This is a genomic window from Bradyrhizobium sp. 154 (genome assembly GCF_023073875.1).
GTDB lineage: Bacteria > Pseudomonadota > Alphaproteobacteria > Rhizobiales > Xanthobacteraceae > Bradyrhizobium.
Map to the genome: position 1 here is coordinate 57155 of NZ_JADPKG010000041.1, position 17283 is coordinate 74437.

General features: G+C 64.4%; 16 protein-coding genes and 1 pseudogene. 9 read left to right on the forward strand and 8 right to left on the reverse strand.

Annotated elements, in window-relative coordinates; translation table 11 throughout:
• Positions 1-16: 16 nt before the first annotated feature.
• Both IVA92_RS08835 and IVA92_RS08840 read right to left on the reverse strand, forming a co-directional pair.
• Positions 17-1123: an amino acid ABC transporter permease gene (locus IVA92_RS08835; RefSeq protein WP_247279804.1), complete on the reverse strand. Its 1107-nt coding sequence runs from the start codon at positions 1121-1123 to the stop codon at positions 17-19.
• 2 nt (positions 1124-1125) lie between these two features.
• Positions 1126-2313 (reverse strand): ABC transporter permease subunit, encoded by a 1188-nt coding sequence (locus tag IVA92_RS08840; protein ID WP_346015459.1) that lies wholly within the window; start codon positions 2311-2313, stop codon positions 1126-1128.
• An 88-nt stretch (positions 2314-2401) separates the two neighbouring features.
• On the opposite strand from IVA92_RS08840, the gene IVA92_RS08845 reads away from it, so the two are divergent.
• The 4 genes from IVA92_RS08845 to IVA92_RS08860 all read left to right on the forward strand — a co-directional run bounded on the left by IVA92_RS08845 (position 2402) and on the right by IVA92_RS08860 (position 6443).
• Positions 2402-3274: a MurR/RpiR family transcriptional regulator gene (locus IVA92_RS08845; RefSeq protein WP_247279806.1), complete on the forward strand. Its 873-nt coding sequence runs from the start codon at positions 2402-2404 to the stop codon at positions 3272-3274.
• Between the two features lie 3 nt (positions 3275-3277).
• Positions 3278-4627, forward strand: a complete 1350-nt coding sequence (locus tag IVA92_RS08850) for an aspartate aminotransferase family protein (RefSeq protein WP_247279807.1) — start codon at positions 3278-3280, stop codon at positions 4625-4627.
• 12 nt (positions 4628-4639) lie between these two features.
• A complete protein-coding gene (locus IVA92_RS08855) occupies positions 4640-5653 on the forward strand; it encodes an amino acid ABC transporter substrate-binding protein (protein WP_247279808.1) in 1014 nt (337 codons plus the stop codon).
• 151 nt (positions 5654-5804) lie between these two features.
• Positions 5805-6443: an aspartate/glutamate racemase family protein gene (locus IVA92_RS08860; protein WP_247279809.1), complete on the forward strand. Its 639-nt coding sequence runs from the start codon at positions 5805-5807 to the stop codon at positions 6441-6443.
• On the opposite strand, the gene IVA92_RS08865 is transcribed toward IVA92_RS08860, so the two are convergent.
• Positions 6440-7084, reverse strand: coding sequence for a TetR/AcrR family transcriptional regulator (locus tag IVA92_RS08865; RefSeq protein ID WP_247279810.1), 645 nt, complete (start codon positions 7082-7084; stop codon positions 6440-6442). The two genes, IVA92_RS08860 and IVA92_RS08865, sit on opposite strands and share 4 nt — an antisense overlap.
• 135 nt (positions 7085-7219) lie before the next feature.
• Here IVA92_RS08865 and IVA92_RS08870 point away from each other — a divergent pair, with 135 nt between their 5' ends.
• The 5 genes and pseudogenes from IVA92_RS08870 (at position 7220) to IVA92_RS08890 (ending at position 11975) form a co-directional block, all read left to right on the forward strand.
• Positions 7220-7429, forward strand: a complete 210-nt coding sequence (locus IVA92_RS08870) for a ferredoxin (RefSeq protein ID WP_247279811.1) — start codon at positions 7220-7222, stop codon at positions 7427-7429.
• 55 nt (positions 7430-7484) lie between these two features.
• Positions 7485-8708 carry a cytochrome P450 gene (locus IVA92_RS08875; protein ID WP_247279812.1) on the forward strand — a complete coding sequence of 408 codons (1224 nt, stop codon included), beginning with the start codon at positions 7485-7487 and terminating at the stop codon, positions 8706-8708.
• Positions 8709-8738: 30 nt separating this feature from the next.
• The gene (locus IVA92_RS08880) at positions 8739-10061 is read left to right on the forward strand and encodes an MFS transporter (RefSeq protein ID WP_247279813.1); all 1323 of its coding nucleotides are present in this window, start codon (positions 8739-8741) and stop codon (positions 10059-10061) included.
• Positions 10062-10064: 3 nt separating this feature from the next.
• Positions 10065-10724, forward strand: coding sequence for a sulfite oxidase-like oxidoreductase (locus IVA92_RS08885; RefSeq protein ID WP_247279814.1), 660 nt, complete (start codon positions 10065-10067; stop codon positions 10722-10724).
• A gap of 25 nt (positions 10725-10749) precedes the next feature.
• Positions 10750-11975 (forward strand): annotated as a pseudogene (locus IVA92_RS08890) (bifunctional alpha/beta hydrolase/OsmC family protein).
• A 1-nt stretch (position 11976) separates the two neighbouring features.
• Here IVA92_RS08890 and IVA92_RS08895 read toward each other — a convergent pair.
• The 5 genes from IVA92_RS08895 to paaE form a co-directional block, all read right to left on the reverse strand.
• Positions 11977-13056, reverse strand: a complete 1080-nt coding sequence (locus tag IVA92_RS08895) for a YeeE/YedE family protein (RefSeq protein WP_247279815.1) — start codon at positions 13054-13056, stop codon at positions 11977-11979.
• Between the two features lie 114 nt (positions 13057-13170).
• Entirely contained in the window at positions 13171-14175 is a 1005-nt protein-coding gene (locus IVA92_RS08900; protein ID WP_247279816.1) for a zinc-binding alcohol dehydrogenase family protein, read from the reverse strand.
• A gap of 51 nt (positions 14176-14226) precedes the next feature.
• Positions 14227-15558, reverse strand: a complete 1332-nt coding sequence (gene paaK / locus IVA92_RS08905; protein WP_247279817.1) for a phenylacetate--CoA ligase PaaK — start codon at positions 15556-15558, stop codon at positions 14227-14229.
• Positions 15559-15599: 41 nt separating this feature from the next.
• Positions 15600-16049, reverse strand: coding sequence for a hydroxyphenylacetyl-CoA thioesterase PaaI (paaI, locus tag IVA92_RS08910; protein WP_247279818.1), 450 nt, complete (start codon positions 16047-16049; stop codon positions 15600-15602).
• Positions 16050-16104: 55 nt separating this feature from the next.
• On the reverse strand, positions 16105-17187 hold the full coding sequence (gene paaE / locus IVA92_RS08915; protein WP_247279819.1) for a 1,2-phenylacetyl-CoA epoxidase subunit PaaE: 1083 nt from the start codon (positions 17185-17187) through the stop codon (positions 16105-16107).
• Positions 17188-17283: the final 96 nt, after the last annotated feature.

Consider the following 17283-nt stretch of genomic DNA (forward strand, 5'->3'; position numbering starts at 1 on the left):
CGCCGCGGCCCGAGCGTCACCGCGCGCCTGATGCCTCCAGACTCCGGCTGTAGCGCGACATCGCAAAGCAAAAGACAAAATAGATTGCGGCGACGAAGATATAGACCTCGACGGAAAACTGCTGCCAAGCGGGATCGATGATCGCGGTCTTCGCCGTCGTCAGCAGGTCGAAGATGCCGATGATCAGCACGAGACTGGTATCCTTGAAGAAGGCGATGAAGGTGTTGACCAGTGGCGGGATGACGTGGCGGATCGCCTGCGGCAAGATGATCAGCCGGTGCTTGCGCCAGTAGGACAGTCCCAGCGCGTCGGCAGCCTCATACTGCCCGCGCGGTACGGCCTGGAGACCACCGCGGATGACTTCGGCAAGGTAGGCGCCCGCGAACAGTATGATCGCGATCTGTGCGCGCAACAGCTTGTCGATGTTGAACCCACTCGGCATGAACAGCGGAAACATCACGCTCGCCATGAACAAGAGGCTCACCAGCGGCACGCCGCGGATCAGCTCGACATAGAGCACGCTGAGCGAGCGGATTGCCGGAAGCTTCGAACGACGGCCGAGCGCGACGAGGATGCCGAGCGGAAAGCCGAACGCGAGTCCAAACGTCGCCAGGATCAGCGTGACCGGCAATCCGCCCCAGCGGTCCTGCGAGACGAACGAGAGCCCGAGCACCCCGCCCCACATCAGCACGCTGATCAGCGCGAGTGCACCGATCCAGATGAAAACGAGTTCGCGCCGCCACAGTGCGCGGCGGGTCGAGAGATAGAACAGCGGAATGAACAGCACGACCGACAACGCCGGTCGCCACTGTTCGTCGAATGGATAGGTGCCGAACAGGATGAAGCGGTACTTTTCGGGGATGACAGCCCAGCAGGCGCCGATGCCGCGCACCGCGCGGCAAGCGCTGGAATCATTCGCCGGCGTAAGCCAGACAGCGCTGGCGATGCCCCATTGCACGAAGCTGATCACGCCCTTCGCGAGCACCGCCAGCAGCACGATCGTGAGGATGCCGTTCGGAATCGACGAGAACAAGTTGCTGCGCAGCCAGCGCAGCATCGGATTACCAACTTGCGGGCGGCGAGCGGCACGCGGCACGTCCGGCATATCGCTGATCGCCGTCATCCTCAGCGCTCTACCAGCGCGATGCGCGCATTATACCAGTTCATGAAAAAGCTGATCCCGAGACTGATGGTCAAGAACACCGCCATGATCAGCGCGATCGCCTCGATCGCCTGCCCGGTCTGGTTCAGCGTGGTGTTGGCGATCGAGACCACGTCCTGGTAGCCGATCGCGACAGCGAGCGATGAGTTCTTTGTCAAATTGAGATACTGACTCGTCATCGGCGGAACGATCACGCGCAATGCCTGTGGCAGGATGATCTGCCGCAGCATGAAGCTGCGGCGCAGGCCAAGCGCGTTGGCGGCGTCCCACTGTCCCCGCGGCACCGACTGGATGCCGCTGCGCACGATCTCGGCGACGAAGGCCGAGGTGTAGGTGACGAGTGCGAGCAACAGCGCGAAATATTCCGGCGCCAGCGTCAGCCCGCCAACAAAGTTGAAGCCGCGCAGCTCGGGCCATTCGATGCTCCAGGATGCACCGAGCAGCACGGACGCCAGCGCCGGCAACGCAATCACCAGCGCAACCGCAAAGGGCCACGCCGACCGCGGCTTGCCATCGCGCATCTGCTGCGCGACCAGCGATCGCCGGACGATATAGAACACCGCGCAACCCAGCACGGCGGTGCCGAGGACCGCGAGCTGCGCCGGCCCGAACGGGATCGCCGGCAGGATCAGGCCGCGATTGGACAGGAACACACCCTCGACTGGTCGCCACGCGGCGCGTGCGGCCGGCAGCGCCTGCATCAACACGTACCAGAACAGGAGCTGAAGCAGCAGCGGGATATCGCGGAGCGTCTCGACATAGACCGCAGCGAGCCGTGACAGCAGCCAGTTCGCCGACAATCGCGAAATGCCGATCAGCGTGCCCAAAATCGTCGCGAGCACGATTCCGATCACGGCAACGCGCAAGGTGTTGGTGACGCCGACGATGAACGCCCAGAGATAAGTGTCTCTCGGATTATAGGCGAGCAGACTGTCGGCGATCGGCATCCCGGCCTCGCGACCGAGGAAGGCGAAGCCAGTCGTGATGCGCCGAGCCGAGAGGTTCGTGACGGTGTTGGACCAAAGGAAAGCGACGACCGCTACCGCGATGCCGACGACCAGCACCTGCCAGAACAGGCCCTTCAGCTCGCGGCGCCCAAAGGCGCCGATGAAACGACGGCGTGGCGGCGGTCTCGGCACGTCTGATGTCACGGCACAAAAACCTTCTCAAAAAGGCAGCGATTTCCGGCAGCGCACGTCAACTGTTGCACCAAACTTCAATCCATGCAACAAATGTTTCATGGTCGAGCCCGCGAAATCCTCGCCGTTGAGCGAGCTGCGTATTGCATTGCCATCGCTCCCGATGCGCTTGCAGGAAGTCGGACGCTTCGTCGCCGCCAACGATTACGACGCCACCACCCGTTCCATGCGCGATCTCGCGGCGGAAGCCGGCGCCGATCCTGCTGCGTTCACGCGACTTGCGAAGGCGATCGGCTATTCCGGCTGGGAGGAATTGCGCGCGGCGCTGACCGAGGCGCGGCGGCCATCGCAGACCGCGCCCTTCTCCGGCCGCGCAAAGGGCCGTCGGCACGGGCCGAACGCCGATGTCGCGCTCGTCATCGACAAGCTCCAGGCGGAGGCCGCGGGTCTTCGACGGATCCCGGCGCAGCCGATCGCGGAAGCTGCCCGCGCGCTGCACGACGCCAAGCGGATTTGGATCGCCGGCTATCGAAGCTGCCGCAGCGTCGCGGAATTGCTGAACTACGAGCTGCGACTGTTTCGACCCGAACAGGTCCAACTCGTCGGCGCTTCCGGGCCCGACGACCTCGATCTCGGCGCGTTCCGGCCCGGGGAAGCGGTCATCGTCGTCGGCTTCCTGCCCTACACGCATGCAAGCGTCCGCGTCGCACAGGCGGTCTATCGTACCGGCGCGACACTGGTCGCCATCGCGGATAGTCTCTCGGCACCGATGGCAGAGGGCGCCGACCACGTGCTGCTGTTCGAGGCGGCCTCCTCCCCCGGCTTCTTTCCGAGCCTCACTGGCGCGATTGCGATCGCGCAGTCGCTCGCGGCGGTCACGTTCTCGCTCGGCGGGGTTGCCGCGAAGAAGCGTCTGGAAAGTACCGAGGCGCGACTCGCTGCGGCCTCCACTTACGTCCCAGAGAAAGGTTGACCCATGGCCGCCCGCACCAGCCGTGTGTTGCATCGCTCATTGCGCGAAACGCCGCCCAAGGCGATCGGCGGCGAAGGCGTCTATCTCTTCGCCGAGGATGGCCGGCGCATCATCGATGCCTCCGGCGGCGCGGCGGTCTCCTGCCTCGGGCACCAGCACCCGCGCGTGATCGCGGCGATGGCGAAGCAGGCCGCGACGCTTGCCTATGCTCATACGGCGTTCTTCTCCTCCGAGCCGGCCGAGGCGCTGGCCGACGCGCTGGTTGGGCACGAGCCCGGCGGTCTCGCCTACGCTTATTTCGTCAGCGGCGGATCGGAAGCGATCGAGGCCAGCATCAAGCTCGCGCGGCAATATTTCATCGAGCGCGGCGAGCCGCAGCGGCAGCACTTCATCGCGCGGCGGCAGAGTTATCACGGCAACACGCTCGGCGCGCTGGCCGCCGGCGGCAATGCCTGGCGACGCGCGCCCTACGCGCCGCTGCTCTCGGCTGCGTTCAGCCACGTCATGCCGGCCTTCGCCTATCACGAGAAGCGCGAGGGCGAGGCGGACGCGCAGTTCGTCGCGCGCCTTGCCGCCGAGCTCGAGGCCGAGTTTCAGCGGCTGGGGCCCGACACGGTCGCGGCGTTTCTCGCCGAGCCCGTGGTCGGCGCCACCGCCGGCGCCGTGACCGCGCCGGACGGCTACTTCAAGGCCATGCGCGAGATCTGCGACCGGCACGGCGCGCTGCTGATCCTCGACGAGGTCATGTGCGGCATGGGCCGCACCGGCACCACGCACGCTTGGGAGCAGGAAGGTGTCGCGCCCGATATCCAGGCGATCGCCAAGGGGCTCGGCGGTGGCTACCAGCCGATCGGCGCGATGCTCGCGAGCGGCAAGATCATCGACACGATCCGCGCCGGCTCAGGCGCGTTCCAGCACGGTCACACTTATCTGGCGCATCCCCTCGCCTGCGCGGCGGCGCTCGCGGTGCAAAACGTGATCCGCGAGGACGGCCTGCTCGATCGGGTCAGGGAGCGCGGACGACAACTCGAGCAGCGGCTGACCGAACGCTTCGGCAATCACCGCCATGTCGGCGACATCAGGGGCCGCGGCCTGTTCTGGGCCATCGAGCTCGTCGCCGATCGCGCCAGCCGCACCTCGTTCGATCCGGCGCTCAAGCTGCACCAGAAAATCAAGGCGGAGGCGCTCGCCAACGGGCTCGGCTGCTATCCCGGCGGCGGCACCGTGGACGGCGCGCGCGGCGACCACGTGCTGCTGGCGCCGCCCTATATCGCTTCCGCAGATGAGATCGACCTGATCGTCGACAGGCTTGGCACGGCCGTCGACAACGTGTTGCGTAATGTCAATCACTGAGGGGAGAGTAGCATGATTAGGAAAGTGGTTATCGCAGCGGGCGTGCTCGCAGCATCGACTGTTGTCGCTTCGGCCGCGACGCTCGACACGGTGAAGAGCCGCGGCACGTTGGTGTGCGGCGTCAGCGCCGGTTTTGCCGGCTTCTCCGCGCCGGATTCGCAAGGCAACTACAAGGGTCTCGACGTCGACTATTGCCGCGCCCTTGCGGCCGGCGTGCTCGGTGATCCCAACAAGGTGCGTTACGTCTCGCTGACTGCGCAGAATCGCTTCACCGCGCTGCAATCGGGCGAGATCGACGTACTCTACCGCAACTCGACCCAGACCTACTTGCGCGGCGTCACGCTGGGCCTGCGGCAGGGTCCGATCAACTTCTACGACGGCCAGGGCTTCGTCGTGAAGAAGGACCTCGGCGTGAAGGAGCTCAAGGACCTCAAGGGCGCCACCGTCTGCGTGGCTCAAGGCACCACGCATGAGGTCACGCTGGGCGATTACGGCCGCGCCAACGGCATCGACTGGAAGCCGCTGGTGTTCGACCGCATCGACACCATGTACCAGACCTTTTTCGGCGGCCGTTGCGATGCCATGACCCAGGACGCCTCCGCGCTCGCAGGTGCAGTGACCACCGCGGCGCCGAACCCGGCCGACTATGTCGTGCTGCCGCAGACCATCAGCAAGGAGCCGCTCGGCCCCTTCACCCGCAACGGCGACGAGGTCTGGAGCGACATCATCACCTGGCTGCATTACGGCCTGATCGAGGCAGAAGAGCTCGGCGTCACGCAAGCCAATGTCGAGGAAATGGCGAAATCGCAGACGCCTGCAATCCAGCGGCTCCTTGGTGCCTCCGGCGACCTCGGCTCGCGGCTTGGGCTCGACAACAAATGGCTGGTCACGGCGATCAAGACCACCGGCAATTATGGCGAGATCTACGAGCGCAATGTCGGCAAGGCCAGCCCGCTCAAGCTCGATCGTGGCCTCAATGGGCTCTGGAGTAAAGGCGGCTTGATGTACGCCATTCCGTTCAAGTAAGGAGTTCACCTCTCCCCGCTTGGTCGGATTACGCAGCAATCCGGCTGAGGAAGGACTCTCCACCCTCCGACTGTCGCCATATGCGCTGATAGAGCCCCTCACCCCAGCCCTCTCCCCCTAAAGAACGGGGAGAGGGAGAAGCAGCGAAGATATGCGGATCGCCCTCATCCACGCCCTTAAGCATTCCATCGCCCCGATCGAGACGGCGTTCGCGAAGGCTTGGCCCGAGGTACGGCTGATGAACCTGCTCGACGACAGCCTGTCGGCCGATCTGGCGCGCGACGGCGTGCTCAGCGATACCATGACCGAGCGCTTCCTGGCACTGGGCGACTACGCGGCGGCAACGGGGGCGAATGGGATTTTGTTCACCTGTTCGGCCTTCGGTCCCTGCATCGAAGCGGTCGCGCGCGCGCATGCACCGATGCCGGTGCTGAGGCCGAACGAGGCCATGATCGAACGTGCCGTGACCTTGGGTCAGCGCATCGGCCTGCTCTCGACTTTCCCGCCGACCCTGGCCTCGATGCCCGAGGAATTTCCGGCCGCCGTCGAGGTCGTACCGAAACTCGCCGAAGGGGCGCTGGCGGCACTCGACCGCGGCGATCGCGCCACGCACGATCGGCTGATTGCAGACGCATCGCGCGACTTGCGCGATTGCGACGTCATTGCGCTCGCGCAGTTCAGCATCGCCGCGACGGCGCCGCTGGTCGCCGAGGCCACCGGCCGCCCTGTCGTAACTACACCGGAGAGCGCGGTCGACAAGCTGATGAGGCTGCTGAAAGCGGGAGCCTAAGCGCCGTTCTTTTTTCGCCGGGCATCCTTGATCGCGACGGCCAGGGCGGCCTTGGTTTCGCTCACGAAGTCCTCGACCAATTCCTCACGCGTGGCATGCGCCGCCTCGCCGGTGAACAAGCCCTGCTCAGCAAGCATCACGACGCCGTGCAGTGCCGCCCAGATCTTGAGCGCTTGCCGCTCGCGCAAGTAACCGACCGCCGGAGCCTCCAAGGCCTCGATCACGAGCGCAAAGGTTTCGCGCGTCGCCTCGTGCAGCTCGCTGCCCTTGGCGGCGCATGACACAGTGCGCGAGGCGAACATCAGGCGGTAGACACCGTTGCGACGGAGGCCGAAGTCGAGCGTGGCCAGCGCGAGCCGCGACAGCTTCGATTGCTTCGACGGGCTTGCCATCGCCTCGCGCAAAATTGCACTGAGCTGCCGGAACGCCTCCGCCGTCACCGCCGCGAGCAAGGCCTCGCGGTCGGCAAAATGCCGGTACGGCGCCGGCTGCGAGACGCCGAGCTGCTTGGCCAGCGCCTTGATGCTGATCGCCTCGGCGCCGCCGCGTTCCGCTTCGCGCAGAGCGGCCTTGATCAAGGCATCGCGAAGATCGCCATGGTGGTAGGTCTTCTCGGGCTTGCGGATGGGTTGTGAGCGCATATCGAGCAAAGCCTATAAGTTTGCGCTTGACAGGGGAAGCCTGCCGCGAATGTAATAGGATATAACTTAAGAAGAGCTCAGATGAGGAAACGCGCCGCCTTCGGGCCTCGCGCGCAAACGACCGAGGAAGCCGCGATGACAGAGCGACTGAAGGTTCACGTCGATCCCGACAAGTGCCAGGGCCACGCCCGCTGCAAGGCGCTCGCGCCGGAGCTATTCGAGCTCGACGAATTCGGCAACGCCCATGAAACCGGCGACGGCACGGTCCCGGCGGGTCAGGAAGACAAAGCCTGGCTTGCCAAATCCAACTGCCCGGAAATCGCAATCGACGTGATCGAGGAGTAGCGCGCTCTCCGCCCGCTCGCCTGTCTTCAGCGACCACGAACCCGAGGGATTAGAGATGTCCGACGCCAGCCTGCCTGCCGCCCATCCACCCGTCACCGACTGGTTTCATGATTTCGACCACACCGATCCGCAATGGACGGAAGATCCCTTCCCGATCTGGGACCAGTTGCGCGCCGCGAGTCCGGTGGTGCACACAAAACGCTTCCTCGGCTGCTATCTGCCGACGACCTATGAGGCGGTGCGCGAGATCGCCAACGACACCACGCATTTCTCCTCGCGCCGGATCATCGTCCGCGACGTGCGGCCGGAGATCACCAGCAAGAACGCCGCCCCGCCGATCACCTCCGACCCGCCCGTGCACAAGCCGGCCAAGCAATTGCTGCTGCCGCCGTTCACGCCGGATGCGATGAAGAAGCTCGAACCGCGGGTCCGCGCTATCTGCAACGAACTGATCGACGACTTCATCGCCGAAAAGAGCGTGGACGCTGCGGCGCGCTACACGAAGCACATTCCGGTGCGCGCGATCGCGCATATGCTCGGCATTCCCGAGAGCGACAGCGACCTCTTCATCAACTGGATCCACATGATCCTCGAGCTCGGCATCAAGGACGAGACCAAGCTGCTCCAGGCCGTCGAGGAGATGAGCGCCTATTTCAGCGGACACATCGAGGCGCGCAAGACGAAGCCGACCGATGACCTGATCTCCTATCTGATGAATGCCAGGGACAAGGACGGCAATCCGCTCGAGGACTCCCACGTGGTGGGCTCGCTGCGCCTGCTGCTGATCGCCGGCATCGACACCACTTGGAGCGCGATTGGCTCCTCGCTGTGGCATCTTGCGAAAACGCCGGCCGATCGCGAGCGGCTGATCGCCGAGCCCGGGCTGATCCCGATCGCGGTGGAAGAGCTGCTGCGCGCCTATTCGCCGGTGACAATGGCGCGCGAGGTGGTCCAGGACACCACAATTTCGGGCTGCCCGGTCAAGGCGGGCAACATGGTGCTCTTGTCCTTCCCGGCGGCGAACCGCGACCCCAAGATGTTTCCGGACGCTGACAAAGTCGTGATCGACCGCCGCGAAAACCGCCACGCCGCCTTCGGGCTTGGCATCCATCGCTGCGTCGGTTCCAACCTTGCGCGCATGGAAATGCAGGTTGCGCTGGAGGAATGGCTGAGACGCATTCCAGACTTCGCGCTCGACCCGGCAGGCACCGTGACCTGGTCGCAGGGCACGGTGAGAGGCCCCCGCCAGTTGCCATTTCTGCTCGGAAAGGCGATGTAGGCCTCTCCAACAGAGTACGGGAGGCCGGACGTGACAGAGCAAGCAACCAAACCGGCCTCTGGGCATTTTGACGTCGCCGACGCTGAACGGCGGATCAAGGCGATCTTCATCGGCTCGATCGGCAATCTCGTCGAATGGTACGATTTCTACGCCTATACGGCGTTCGCGCTCTACTTCGCTCCCGCGTTCTTCCCTGGTAACGACCCCGTCGTGCAGCAATTGAACGTCGCCGTTGTATTCGCGGCGACCTTCCTGATGCGGCCCCTGGGCGGCTGGTTCTTCGGCTATCTCGCCGACCATTTCGGCCGCCGCATCTCCCTGACCCTGTCTGTCGTCTTCATGTGCTTCGGCTCGCTGATCATCGCGCTGACGCCGACCTATGCCACGATCGGCTTCGCCGCACCGGTGATCCTGGCGCTCGCCCGTGTGATCGAGGGCCTGAGCCTCGGGGGCGAATATGGCGCGAGCGCCACTTACCTCAGCGAAGTCGCCGACCCCAAGCACCGCGGCTTCTATTCCAGCTTCCAGTACGTGACGCTGATCGGTGGTCAGCTCACCGCGATCATCGTGCTGCTGCTTCTGCAGAAGGTCTTCCTCACGCCGGAGGAGCTGAAGGACTGGGGTTGGCGTATCCCCTTCGCGATCGGCGCGGCTCTCGCGATCTTCGCCGCGGTGATGCGGCGCGGCCTGCACGAGACCGAAGCGTTCGAGGAAGCCAAGAAGGTGGTGAAGCCGACCGGCTCGATCACCAATCTGCTGCGCTATCCGCGCGAACTGCTATTGGTCGTCGGCCTCACCGCCGGCGGCACTGCGGCGTTTTACACCTTCACCACCTACATGCAAACCTTCGTCAAGCTTTCGGTCGGGCTGACCGAGGACCAGACCACTTTCGTGATCTTCGGCACGTTGATTTTCGCGACCATCCTCCAGCCCATCTACGGCGCCATCTCAGACAGGATCGGGCGCAAGCCGCTCTTGATCTTCTTCGGTGCCGCGGGCACGCTCGCGACCGTGCCGCTGCTGATGACGCTGAAGGAGACAAAGTCACCCTTCGTCGCGTTCATCCTGATCTGCGCCGCCTGGCTGTTCGTCGCCGGCTACACCTCGATCAATGCGGTGGTGAAGGCCGAGTTGTTCCCGACCAATGTCCGCGCGCTCGGCGTCGGCCTGCCCTACGCCATCACGGTCTCGATCTTCGGCGGCACCGCGCCGGCGATCGCGCTCTACTTCAAGAGCATCGGGCACGAGGAGTGGTTCTATTTCTATCTTGCCGGCATCATCTGCTTGTCGCTGATCATCTACTCCACCATGCGCGACACCAAGCACGCCTCTGCAATGCATCGGCACGAGTAGGCCATGACCGACGAGACGCCATCCGACAGCAAGCTGACGCGCACCAAGGAGAAATGGGCGCGCGAGGGCCGCTTCCTCACCGGCAAGATCACGCGGCCTGAAGACCAAAGGCTACCGCCCGGCCAGCATCTCACCAAGGATTGGCCTGTGCTCGATCTCGGGGTCGTGCCGCCGGTATCGCGCGAGCGCTGGCGGCTCGACGTCTATGGCGCGATCGAAAATCCCGTGTTCTGGACCTTCGACGAGTTTATCGCGCAGAAGCAGGCGCGGTTCACCTCCGACATCCATTGCGTGACGACCTGGTCGCGCTATGACAATGAGTGGGAAGGACTCGCGACGCGTGAGCTGCTCGCGGCCTGCCAGCCGCGCGAGGATGCGCGCTTCGTCGTGCTGCATTCCTATGATGGTTACACAACCAATCTCGCGCTGGAAGACTTTGCCGCCGAGGATGCGCTGCTCGCCCATAGCTGGTCCGGCCAGCCGCTATCGGCCGAGCACGGCGGCCCGGTGCGGCTGGTCGTGCCGCATCTGTATTTCTGGAAGAGCGCCAAATGGCTCCAGGCCATCGAATTTTTGAACAAGGACGCGCCGGGCTTCTGGGAAGTCCGCGGCTATCATAACCGCGGCGATCCGTGGACCGAGCAGCGCTATTCAGGCGATTAGGTTGAACAAAGGACGGGGAAGTCCAATGCCGACGGAGCGCTTTCAATTCAGGGGTGAAGGCGGCCATCAGCTTTCGGCCGCGCTGGAACTGCCCGACGGCGAGCCCACGGCTTTCGCGCTGTTCGCGCATTGCTTCACCTGCGGCAAGGATACGCTGGCGGCCAAGCGCATCGCGGTCGCGCTCGCGGCCAAGGGCATTGCTGTGCTGCGCTTCGACTTCACCGGGCTCGGCTCCAGCGAGGGCGATTTCGCCAATTCCACGTTCTCCTCCAATGTCGCCGATCTCGTGCGCGCCGCCGATCACCTGCGCGCGACGCGCAGAGCGCCGTCCGTCTTGATCGGGCACAGCCTCGGCGGTGCCGCGATCCTCGCGGCAGCAGGACAGATCCCCGAAGCCACTGCGGTTGTGACCATCGCGGCGCCGTCCGATCCCGCCCACGTCACCGGTCTCTTCAAGGACCACATCGACAACATCCGCGCGCAAGGCGAAGTCGACGTTTCGCTGGCCGGCCGTACATTCCGGATCAAGCGTGAATTCCTCGACGATATCGTCGAGCATGAGCTGATGAAGGACGTCACCGGTCTGCACAAAGCCCTGCTTGTGATGCACTCCCCGGTCGACGATACCGTCGGCATCGACAATGCGACCAAGATCTTCGTCGCGGCCAAGCACCCCAAGAGCTTCATCTCCCTCGACCACGCCGATCATCTTCTGGCGAAGCCCGGCGATGCCCTCTACGCGGCCGACGTGATCGCGGCCTGGGCCAGCCGCTATGTCGACACCGCAAAGTCCGCGAAGGCGATGGATCTCCCGGAGACGCCGCGCCAGGTCGTGGTCCAGGAGACCCGCAAGAGCAAGTTCCACCAGATCATCGCCGTCGGTCCGCACCGCCTGACAGCGGATGAGCCGGTGGCCGCCGGCGGCGAGGATGCCGGCCCCGGCCCTTACGATTTCCTGCTCGCCGGCCTCGGCGCCTGCACCTCCATGACCATGCGTCTTTATGCCGAGCGCAAGTCACTGCCGCTCGACCGTGTCACGGTCACACTGAAGCACTCCAAGATCTATGCCAAGGACTGTGCGGAGTGCGAAACGCGCGAGGGGGGATGCTCGATCAGATCGAGCGCGGCATTGCAATGGAGGGCGCGCTCGATGCCGAGCAGCGCAAGAGGTTGATGGAGATCGCCGACAAGTGCCCGGTGCACCGGACGCTGACCTCGGAGATCCGCATCGTGACGAAAGCCGTGGAGTAGCTCAAGGGGCCGGTGAGCCGGCCCCGGCTGCCGTCTTGAGAGGCTGAACGCGCAGTGCACCGCGCAGTCCCGCCGCCGTGCCGAGCAGGATGCCGGCAACAGCGACGAACGAGCCCAGCGCCAGTGTGGACATTCCGGTGAGCCCCTGCCCGATCGAGCAACCGAACGCCATCACGCCGCCGATTCCCATCAGCGCGGCGCCGCCGGCTGAACGCAGCATGTGGCGGGGCGAGGAATAGCCTTCGACATGAAAACGACCCGTCGCGAGCGCCGTGACCAGGCTACCGGCGAAGACGCCGGCGACGGTCGCGATTCCGAAATTGAGTGTCAGGCCGGTCGAGAGCATGGCGTATTGCAGGCTATCGGCGATCGGCGCGATGAAGGTGAGCGAAGTCACCGGCACCGGATTGAAATCGTCGGCGCCGAGAGAGCCGGTGGCGAACCAGCCACTGGCAACGAGAAGTCCAACGATGACGCCGGCCGCGATCTGGCCCGGCGAGCGCCGGAACGCCGGCTGCGCGAAGGCAAACAGGATCAGCGCGACGACGACAGCGGCAGCAGCGAGCGCGCGCGAAACCGGTTCAGCGGCACCAAGCGCGGCCAGCAGCGACGGCAGCGAATTCGCGTTGACGGTAGCTTGCGACGCCTGAACCAGCGCAATGCGGGCCGGCGCAATCAGGCCCTTGAGCGTCATCTGCGCGGCAATCGCAAGCACGATCACGACGACGAAGGAGCGCAGATTGCCGCGGCCGAGCAGCACCAGCGCGCGCGAGCCACAGCCATTTGACAGCACCATGCCGTAGCCAAACAGCAAGCCGCCGAGGAACAGCGACGGCGCAGAGAAGGTTTGTTGCAGATAGATCGACTTGCCGAGATCGACCGTGCCGCTGCCCGCCAGCAACTGGCTGGCGGCGATCGCAACCGCAATCGCCAGCGCATAAGTGCGCACCAGCCGCCCGTCGCCCCCCGCCAGAAAACCGCGCATGCTGCTCATCAGACAGAAGCCGCTGAGCAGACCGACAGCGCCATAGATCAGGCCGATGACGAGACCGGCGAGGATGACGAGTTGTGCAGGTTCCATCGGTAGTTCTCAGGTCTCTCGCCATTCGCCGTCATTGCGAGCGCAGCGAAGCAATCCAGACTGCCGCCCTTGAAAGACCCTGGATTGCTTCGCTACGCTCGCAATGACGCGTTTTCATGGCCGCAGGATTACCCTGTCGCGAGACGAACCCGCAACCGCGACATAAGCGTCCTTGGCGCGCTCCAGCGGGTAGACGGCATTCGCCTTGATCGGGAACGGCTTTAGGTGGCCACTCGCAAAGCCCGCGCCGAGATCGCGCAGCACCGCGCCGGTCGCCGACGACGACAGGCCAAGCGTGTCGATGCCCACATATGTATGCTGCCCCCGGTAGAATTCGAGAATGTTGAATTGCACGATGCGGTCGATCGCGGCGATCAGGATCTGGCGGCCGCGCAAGGCAAGCGACTTGTGCGCCGCCTGGAAATAGGGATCGCCGACCGTGTTGAAGACGACGTCTGTGCCTTTGCCGCCGGTCAAATCGCGCACGCGCGTGGCGACATCGCTCATGGAGGCATCGATCACCTCGACCAGCGCGTTGGTGTGGCCTTCATAGGCTTCTGCCTTGCGCACCACGCCGATCACGCGTGCGCCCTGCCAGGTCGCGATCTGCACAGCAGCCTGGCCGACCTTGCCATTGACGCCGAACACCAACACGGTCTCGCCGCTCTTCGGCACGCCGGCGCGGCGAAAGCCTTCCATGGCCGTGACGAAGGGCACGCCGATGCCGGCGGCTTCCTCCCAGGACAACGTCTTCGGCTTCTCCACCACGGCATCGGCTTCGACGACGAGATGGGTTGCGTGGGTGCCGTCGCGGCGGATGCCGAGATCGCCGGACGAGCCGAACACCTCACGGCCGATCGTGCCGGCCGGCCCATCGATCACCACACCAGCGTAGTCACGGCCGGGCGTCCGCGGGAAGACGGCATAAGGCATCAGGCCCGTTGCGGCCTTCACATCCGAGGGATTGACTGCGGCAGCCTTCACCTCGATCAGGAGATCGTTCAGACCACGCGTGAGCGTCTGAGGCTCGACCACCGGCGCAAGCGCCGCGGCGTTCTCGGCCTTGGCATTGAGGCGGACGCAGCGCGCTTCAACGGTTTTGGCATCGGCTGGCGACATCGAAAGACCCGTGATTTCTTGCGGGGCTTGTCGCCTTTGGAGACGATCAAGTCAATCCTTCGGCCGCTTGTCGTAGAGCCGCTTGGCCTTGCCGAGCGAGCGCTCCAGCGTGGCCGGTGCGACCACCTGAACCTTGGAGCTGATCCCGATCGTATTCTTGATTTGGGTCGATACCCTGTCGGCGTGATCGACAAGCCCGCGACCGTCCCAGCTTTCGGGACGCGCTTCGGCGATGATGGTGAGCTCGTCCATGCGGCCTTCGCGGGTGAGTTCCAGGATGAAGTGGCCGCCGCACCAGTCGGTGGCGAGCAGCACCTCCTCGATCTGGGTCGGGAACAGATTGACCCCGCGCAGGATGATCATGTCATCCGAGCGCCCCGTCACTTTCTCCATGCGCCGCATGCCCGGCCGCGCCGTACCCGGCAATAGCCGCGTCAGGTCGCGGGTGCGATAGCGGATCACCGGGAACGCTTCCTTGGTGAGGGAGGTGAAGACCAGCTCGCCCTTCTCGCCGTCGGGCAGCACCGCGCCGGTCTTGGGGTCGATCACCTCGGGATAGAAATGGTCCTCCCAGATATGGAGCCCATCCTTCGTCTCGATGCATTCCTGCGCGACTCCGGGACCGATCACCTCGGAGAGACCATAGATGTCGGTCGCATCCATGTCGAAGGCGTCCTCGATCTCGCCGCGCATGGCGTTGGTCCAAGGCTCGGCGCCGAAGATGCCGATCTTGAGCGAGCACTGGCGCGGATCGAGCTTCTGCCGCTTGAACTCGTCGAGGATCGCCAGCATGTAGCTCGGCGTCACCGTGATGATGTCGGGCCGGAAATCGTTGATGAGCTGCACCTGCCGTTCAGTCATGCCGCCGGAGATCGGCACCACGGTGCAGCCGAGCTTCTCGGCGCCGTAGTGGACGCCGAGTCCGCCGGTGAAAAGACCATAACCATAGCCATTGTGGATGATCATGCCAGTCCGGCCACCGGCGGCGCGGATCGAGCGCGCCATCACGTCCGACCAGGTGTCTATGTCGCGTTGGGTATAGCCGACTACGATCGGCTTGCCCGTGGTGCCTGAGGAGGCATGCACCCGCACCAGCTTTTCGCGCGGCACGGCGAACATGTTAAAAGGATAATTGTCGCGGAGATCGGTCTTCACGGTGAAGGGGAATTTTGCGAGATCCGCAAGCTCGCGAAAGTCGGACGGATGCACGCCGGCCTTGTCGAAGGCGTTGCGGTAATGCGCGACGTTGTCATAGGCGTGCTTCAGCGACCAGGCCAGCCGCTGCTTCTGCAGTGCCATGATCTCGTCACGCGAGGCGCGCTCCTGCGCGTCCATCTCCGCGCTATAAGTGTTGCCACCTTCCTTGAGCCTCGTCAGAGCCATCCTCGTTTCCCCTCATCTTCGTTGTTCTTTTCTTTGCTTTCTTATTGATCCTGCGCCGGCAGCCACGCGCCGGGAATGACACGCGAATGCCCGCGGAACTCCGCGATGACGGTGTCGCCGACAGTGACACGCACGTCGTAGATGCCGGAGCGGCCGCCACGGGTGATCTCTCTAGCCTTCGCAACCAGGCAATCGCCGAGCTTGCCCGGCCTGATGAAAGTGATCTGGCCCTGCGCCGCGACGACGCGCTCATTGTGCGAGTTGCAGGCAAATGCGAAGGCAGAATCGGCGAGCGTGAAGATGAAACCGCCATGGGCGATGCGCTGGCCGTTGACCATGTCCGGCCGCACCACCATCGTCACCGTCGCGAAGCCCGGGCCGATGTCGACGATCTCCATGCCGAGCCCCTTGGAGGCATCGTCCTCCGCCCACATCGCGTCAGCACAGGCGCGGGCGATATCCTCGGACGACAGGGCAGCTTTGATGTTCACGCGCTTCTCCCGGGCAAGTGTTTATCCATCATGCTCTGCTGCTCGGCCAAAACTGTCAAACATGGTCGTAATCGACCACGACGCGCTCCGACGACGGCTTCGCCTGACAGGTCAGGATAAAGCCGGCCTTCAGCTCCCAGGGTTCCAGCGAGTAGTTGATGTCCATCGGCGCCTCGCCCTCGACCAGCTTGGCGCGGCAGGTCGAGCACATGCCGCCCTTGCAGGCGAAGGGCAGATCGACGCCGGCGCGGAGCGCGGCATCGAGGATCACCTCGTCCTCGGCAACAGGCACATCGCGGCGTTTGCCGTCGATGATGAGGGACGCGACCGCCTTCGGTGGCGCGTCGGGGGCAACGGCCTTCTTCGGCCGCGGCTTGCCGCCGAATTCGGAGACGAAGCGCTCCACATGGATACGCTCTTCCGCGACCCCAAGATCGCGGCAGGTCGCCTCGATGTCCTCGCTCATGCCTGATGGACCGCAGATGAAGACATGGTCGACGCTTTCCGCCGGCACCAGCGAACGCAAGAGCACCCTCACCTTGTCGCCGTCGAGCCGGCCATGCAGGATCGCGATGTCCTGTTCCTCACCGGAGATGACGTGGAAGATCGAAAGACGGTCGATGAAGCGATCCTTCAGCTCCTCCAGCGCTTCCAGAAACATGATGTTGTCGGTAGAGCGGTTGCCGTAGAACAGGAAGAAGCGGCTCTGCGGTTCACGCGCGAGTATGCCCTTCACGATCGAGAGGATGGGCGTGATGCCGGAGCCCGCGGCAAAGCCGACATGGATGCGCCCGCTCTCCGCCGATGGGACCAGGCCGAAGCGTCCGGTCGGTGTCATCACGTCGAGTTCGTCGCCGCATTTCAGCTCGTCCGCCGCCCAGCTCGAAAACGCGCCGCCGTCGATCTTCTTCACGGCAATGCGGATCTCGCCGTCGTGGGGGCCGGAACAGATGGAATAGGAACGGCGCACCTCTTCGCCATCGAGCGTCGTGCGGAGCGTCAGGTACTGGCCGGGCGTGAAGGCGTAATCGCTAGCGAGTTCGCCGGGAATGGCGAAGGTCAGCGAGATGGCGTCCGAGGCCTCGCGACGGACGTCGTTGACGGCCAGGCGATGGAAGCGCGGTGCGGCTGCTGACATTACGTGCCCCCTCGTTCGGTCTCTCCGACGTCATTGCAAGCGAAGCGAAGCAATCCAGAGTCTCTCCGCGGAAGCAGTCTGGATTGCTTCGTCGCA

What these genes read in the sequence shown, in the direction of transcription:
- IVA92_RS08855 (WP_247279808.1), top strand. Translation starts at nt 4,640, where the DNA reads ATGATTAGGAAAGTGGTTATCGCAGCGGGCGTGCTCGCAGCATCGACT.
- paaE (WP_247279819.1), bottom strand. Translation starts at nt 17,187, where the DNA reads ATGTCAGCAGCCGCACCGCGCTTCCATCGCCTGGCCGTCAACGACGTC.
- IVA92_RS08885 (WP_247279814.1), top strand. Translation starts at nt 10,065, where the DNA reads ATGACCGACGAGACGCCATCCGACAGCAAGCTGACGCGCACCAAGGAG.
- IVA92_RS08895 (WP_247279815.1), bottom strand. Translation starts at nt 13,056, where the DNA reads ATGGAACCTGCACAACTCGTCATCCTCGCCGGTCTCGTCATCGGCCTG.
- IVA92_RS08850 (WP_247279807.1), top strand. Translation starts at nt 3,278, where the DNA reads ATGGCCGCCCGCACCAGCCGTGTGTTGCATCGCTCATTGCGCGAAACG.
- IVA92_RS08845 (WP_247279806.1), top strand. Translation starts at nt 2,402, where the DNA reads ATGGTCGAGCCCGCGAAATCCTCGCCGTTGAGCGAGCTGCGTATTGCA.
- IVA92_RS08860 (WP_247279809.1), top strand. Translation starts at nt 5,805, where the DNA reads ATGCGGATCGCCCTCATCCACGCCCTTAAGCATTCCATCGCCCCGATC.
- IVA92_RS08900 (WP_247279816.1), bottom strand. Translation starts at nt 14,175, where the DNA reads ATGTCGCCAGCCGATGCCAAAACCGTTGAAGCGCGCTGCGTCCGCCTC.
- IVA92_RS08865 (WP_247279810.1), bottom strand. Translation starts at nt 7,084, where the DNA reads ATGCGCTCACAACCCATCCGCAAGCCCGAGAAGACCTACCACCATGGC.
- IVA92_RS08835 (WP_247279804.1), bottom strand. Translation starts at nt 1,123, where the DNA reads ATGACGGCGATCAGCGATATGCCGGACGTGCCGCGTGCCGCTCGCCGC.
- paaK (WP_247279817.1), bottom strand. Translation starts at nt 15,558, where the DNA reads ATGGCTCTGACGAGGCTCAAGGAAGGTGGCAACACTTATAGCGCGGAG.
- IVA92_RS08875 (WP_247279812.1), top strand. Translation starts at nt 7,485, where the DNA reads ATGTCCGACGCCAGCCTGCCTGCCGCCCATCCACCCGTCACCGACTGG.
- IVA92_RS08870 (WP_247279811.1), top strand. Translation starts at nt 7,220, where the DNA reads ATGACAGAGCGACTGAAGGTTCACGTCGATCCCGACAAGTGCCAGGGC.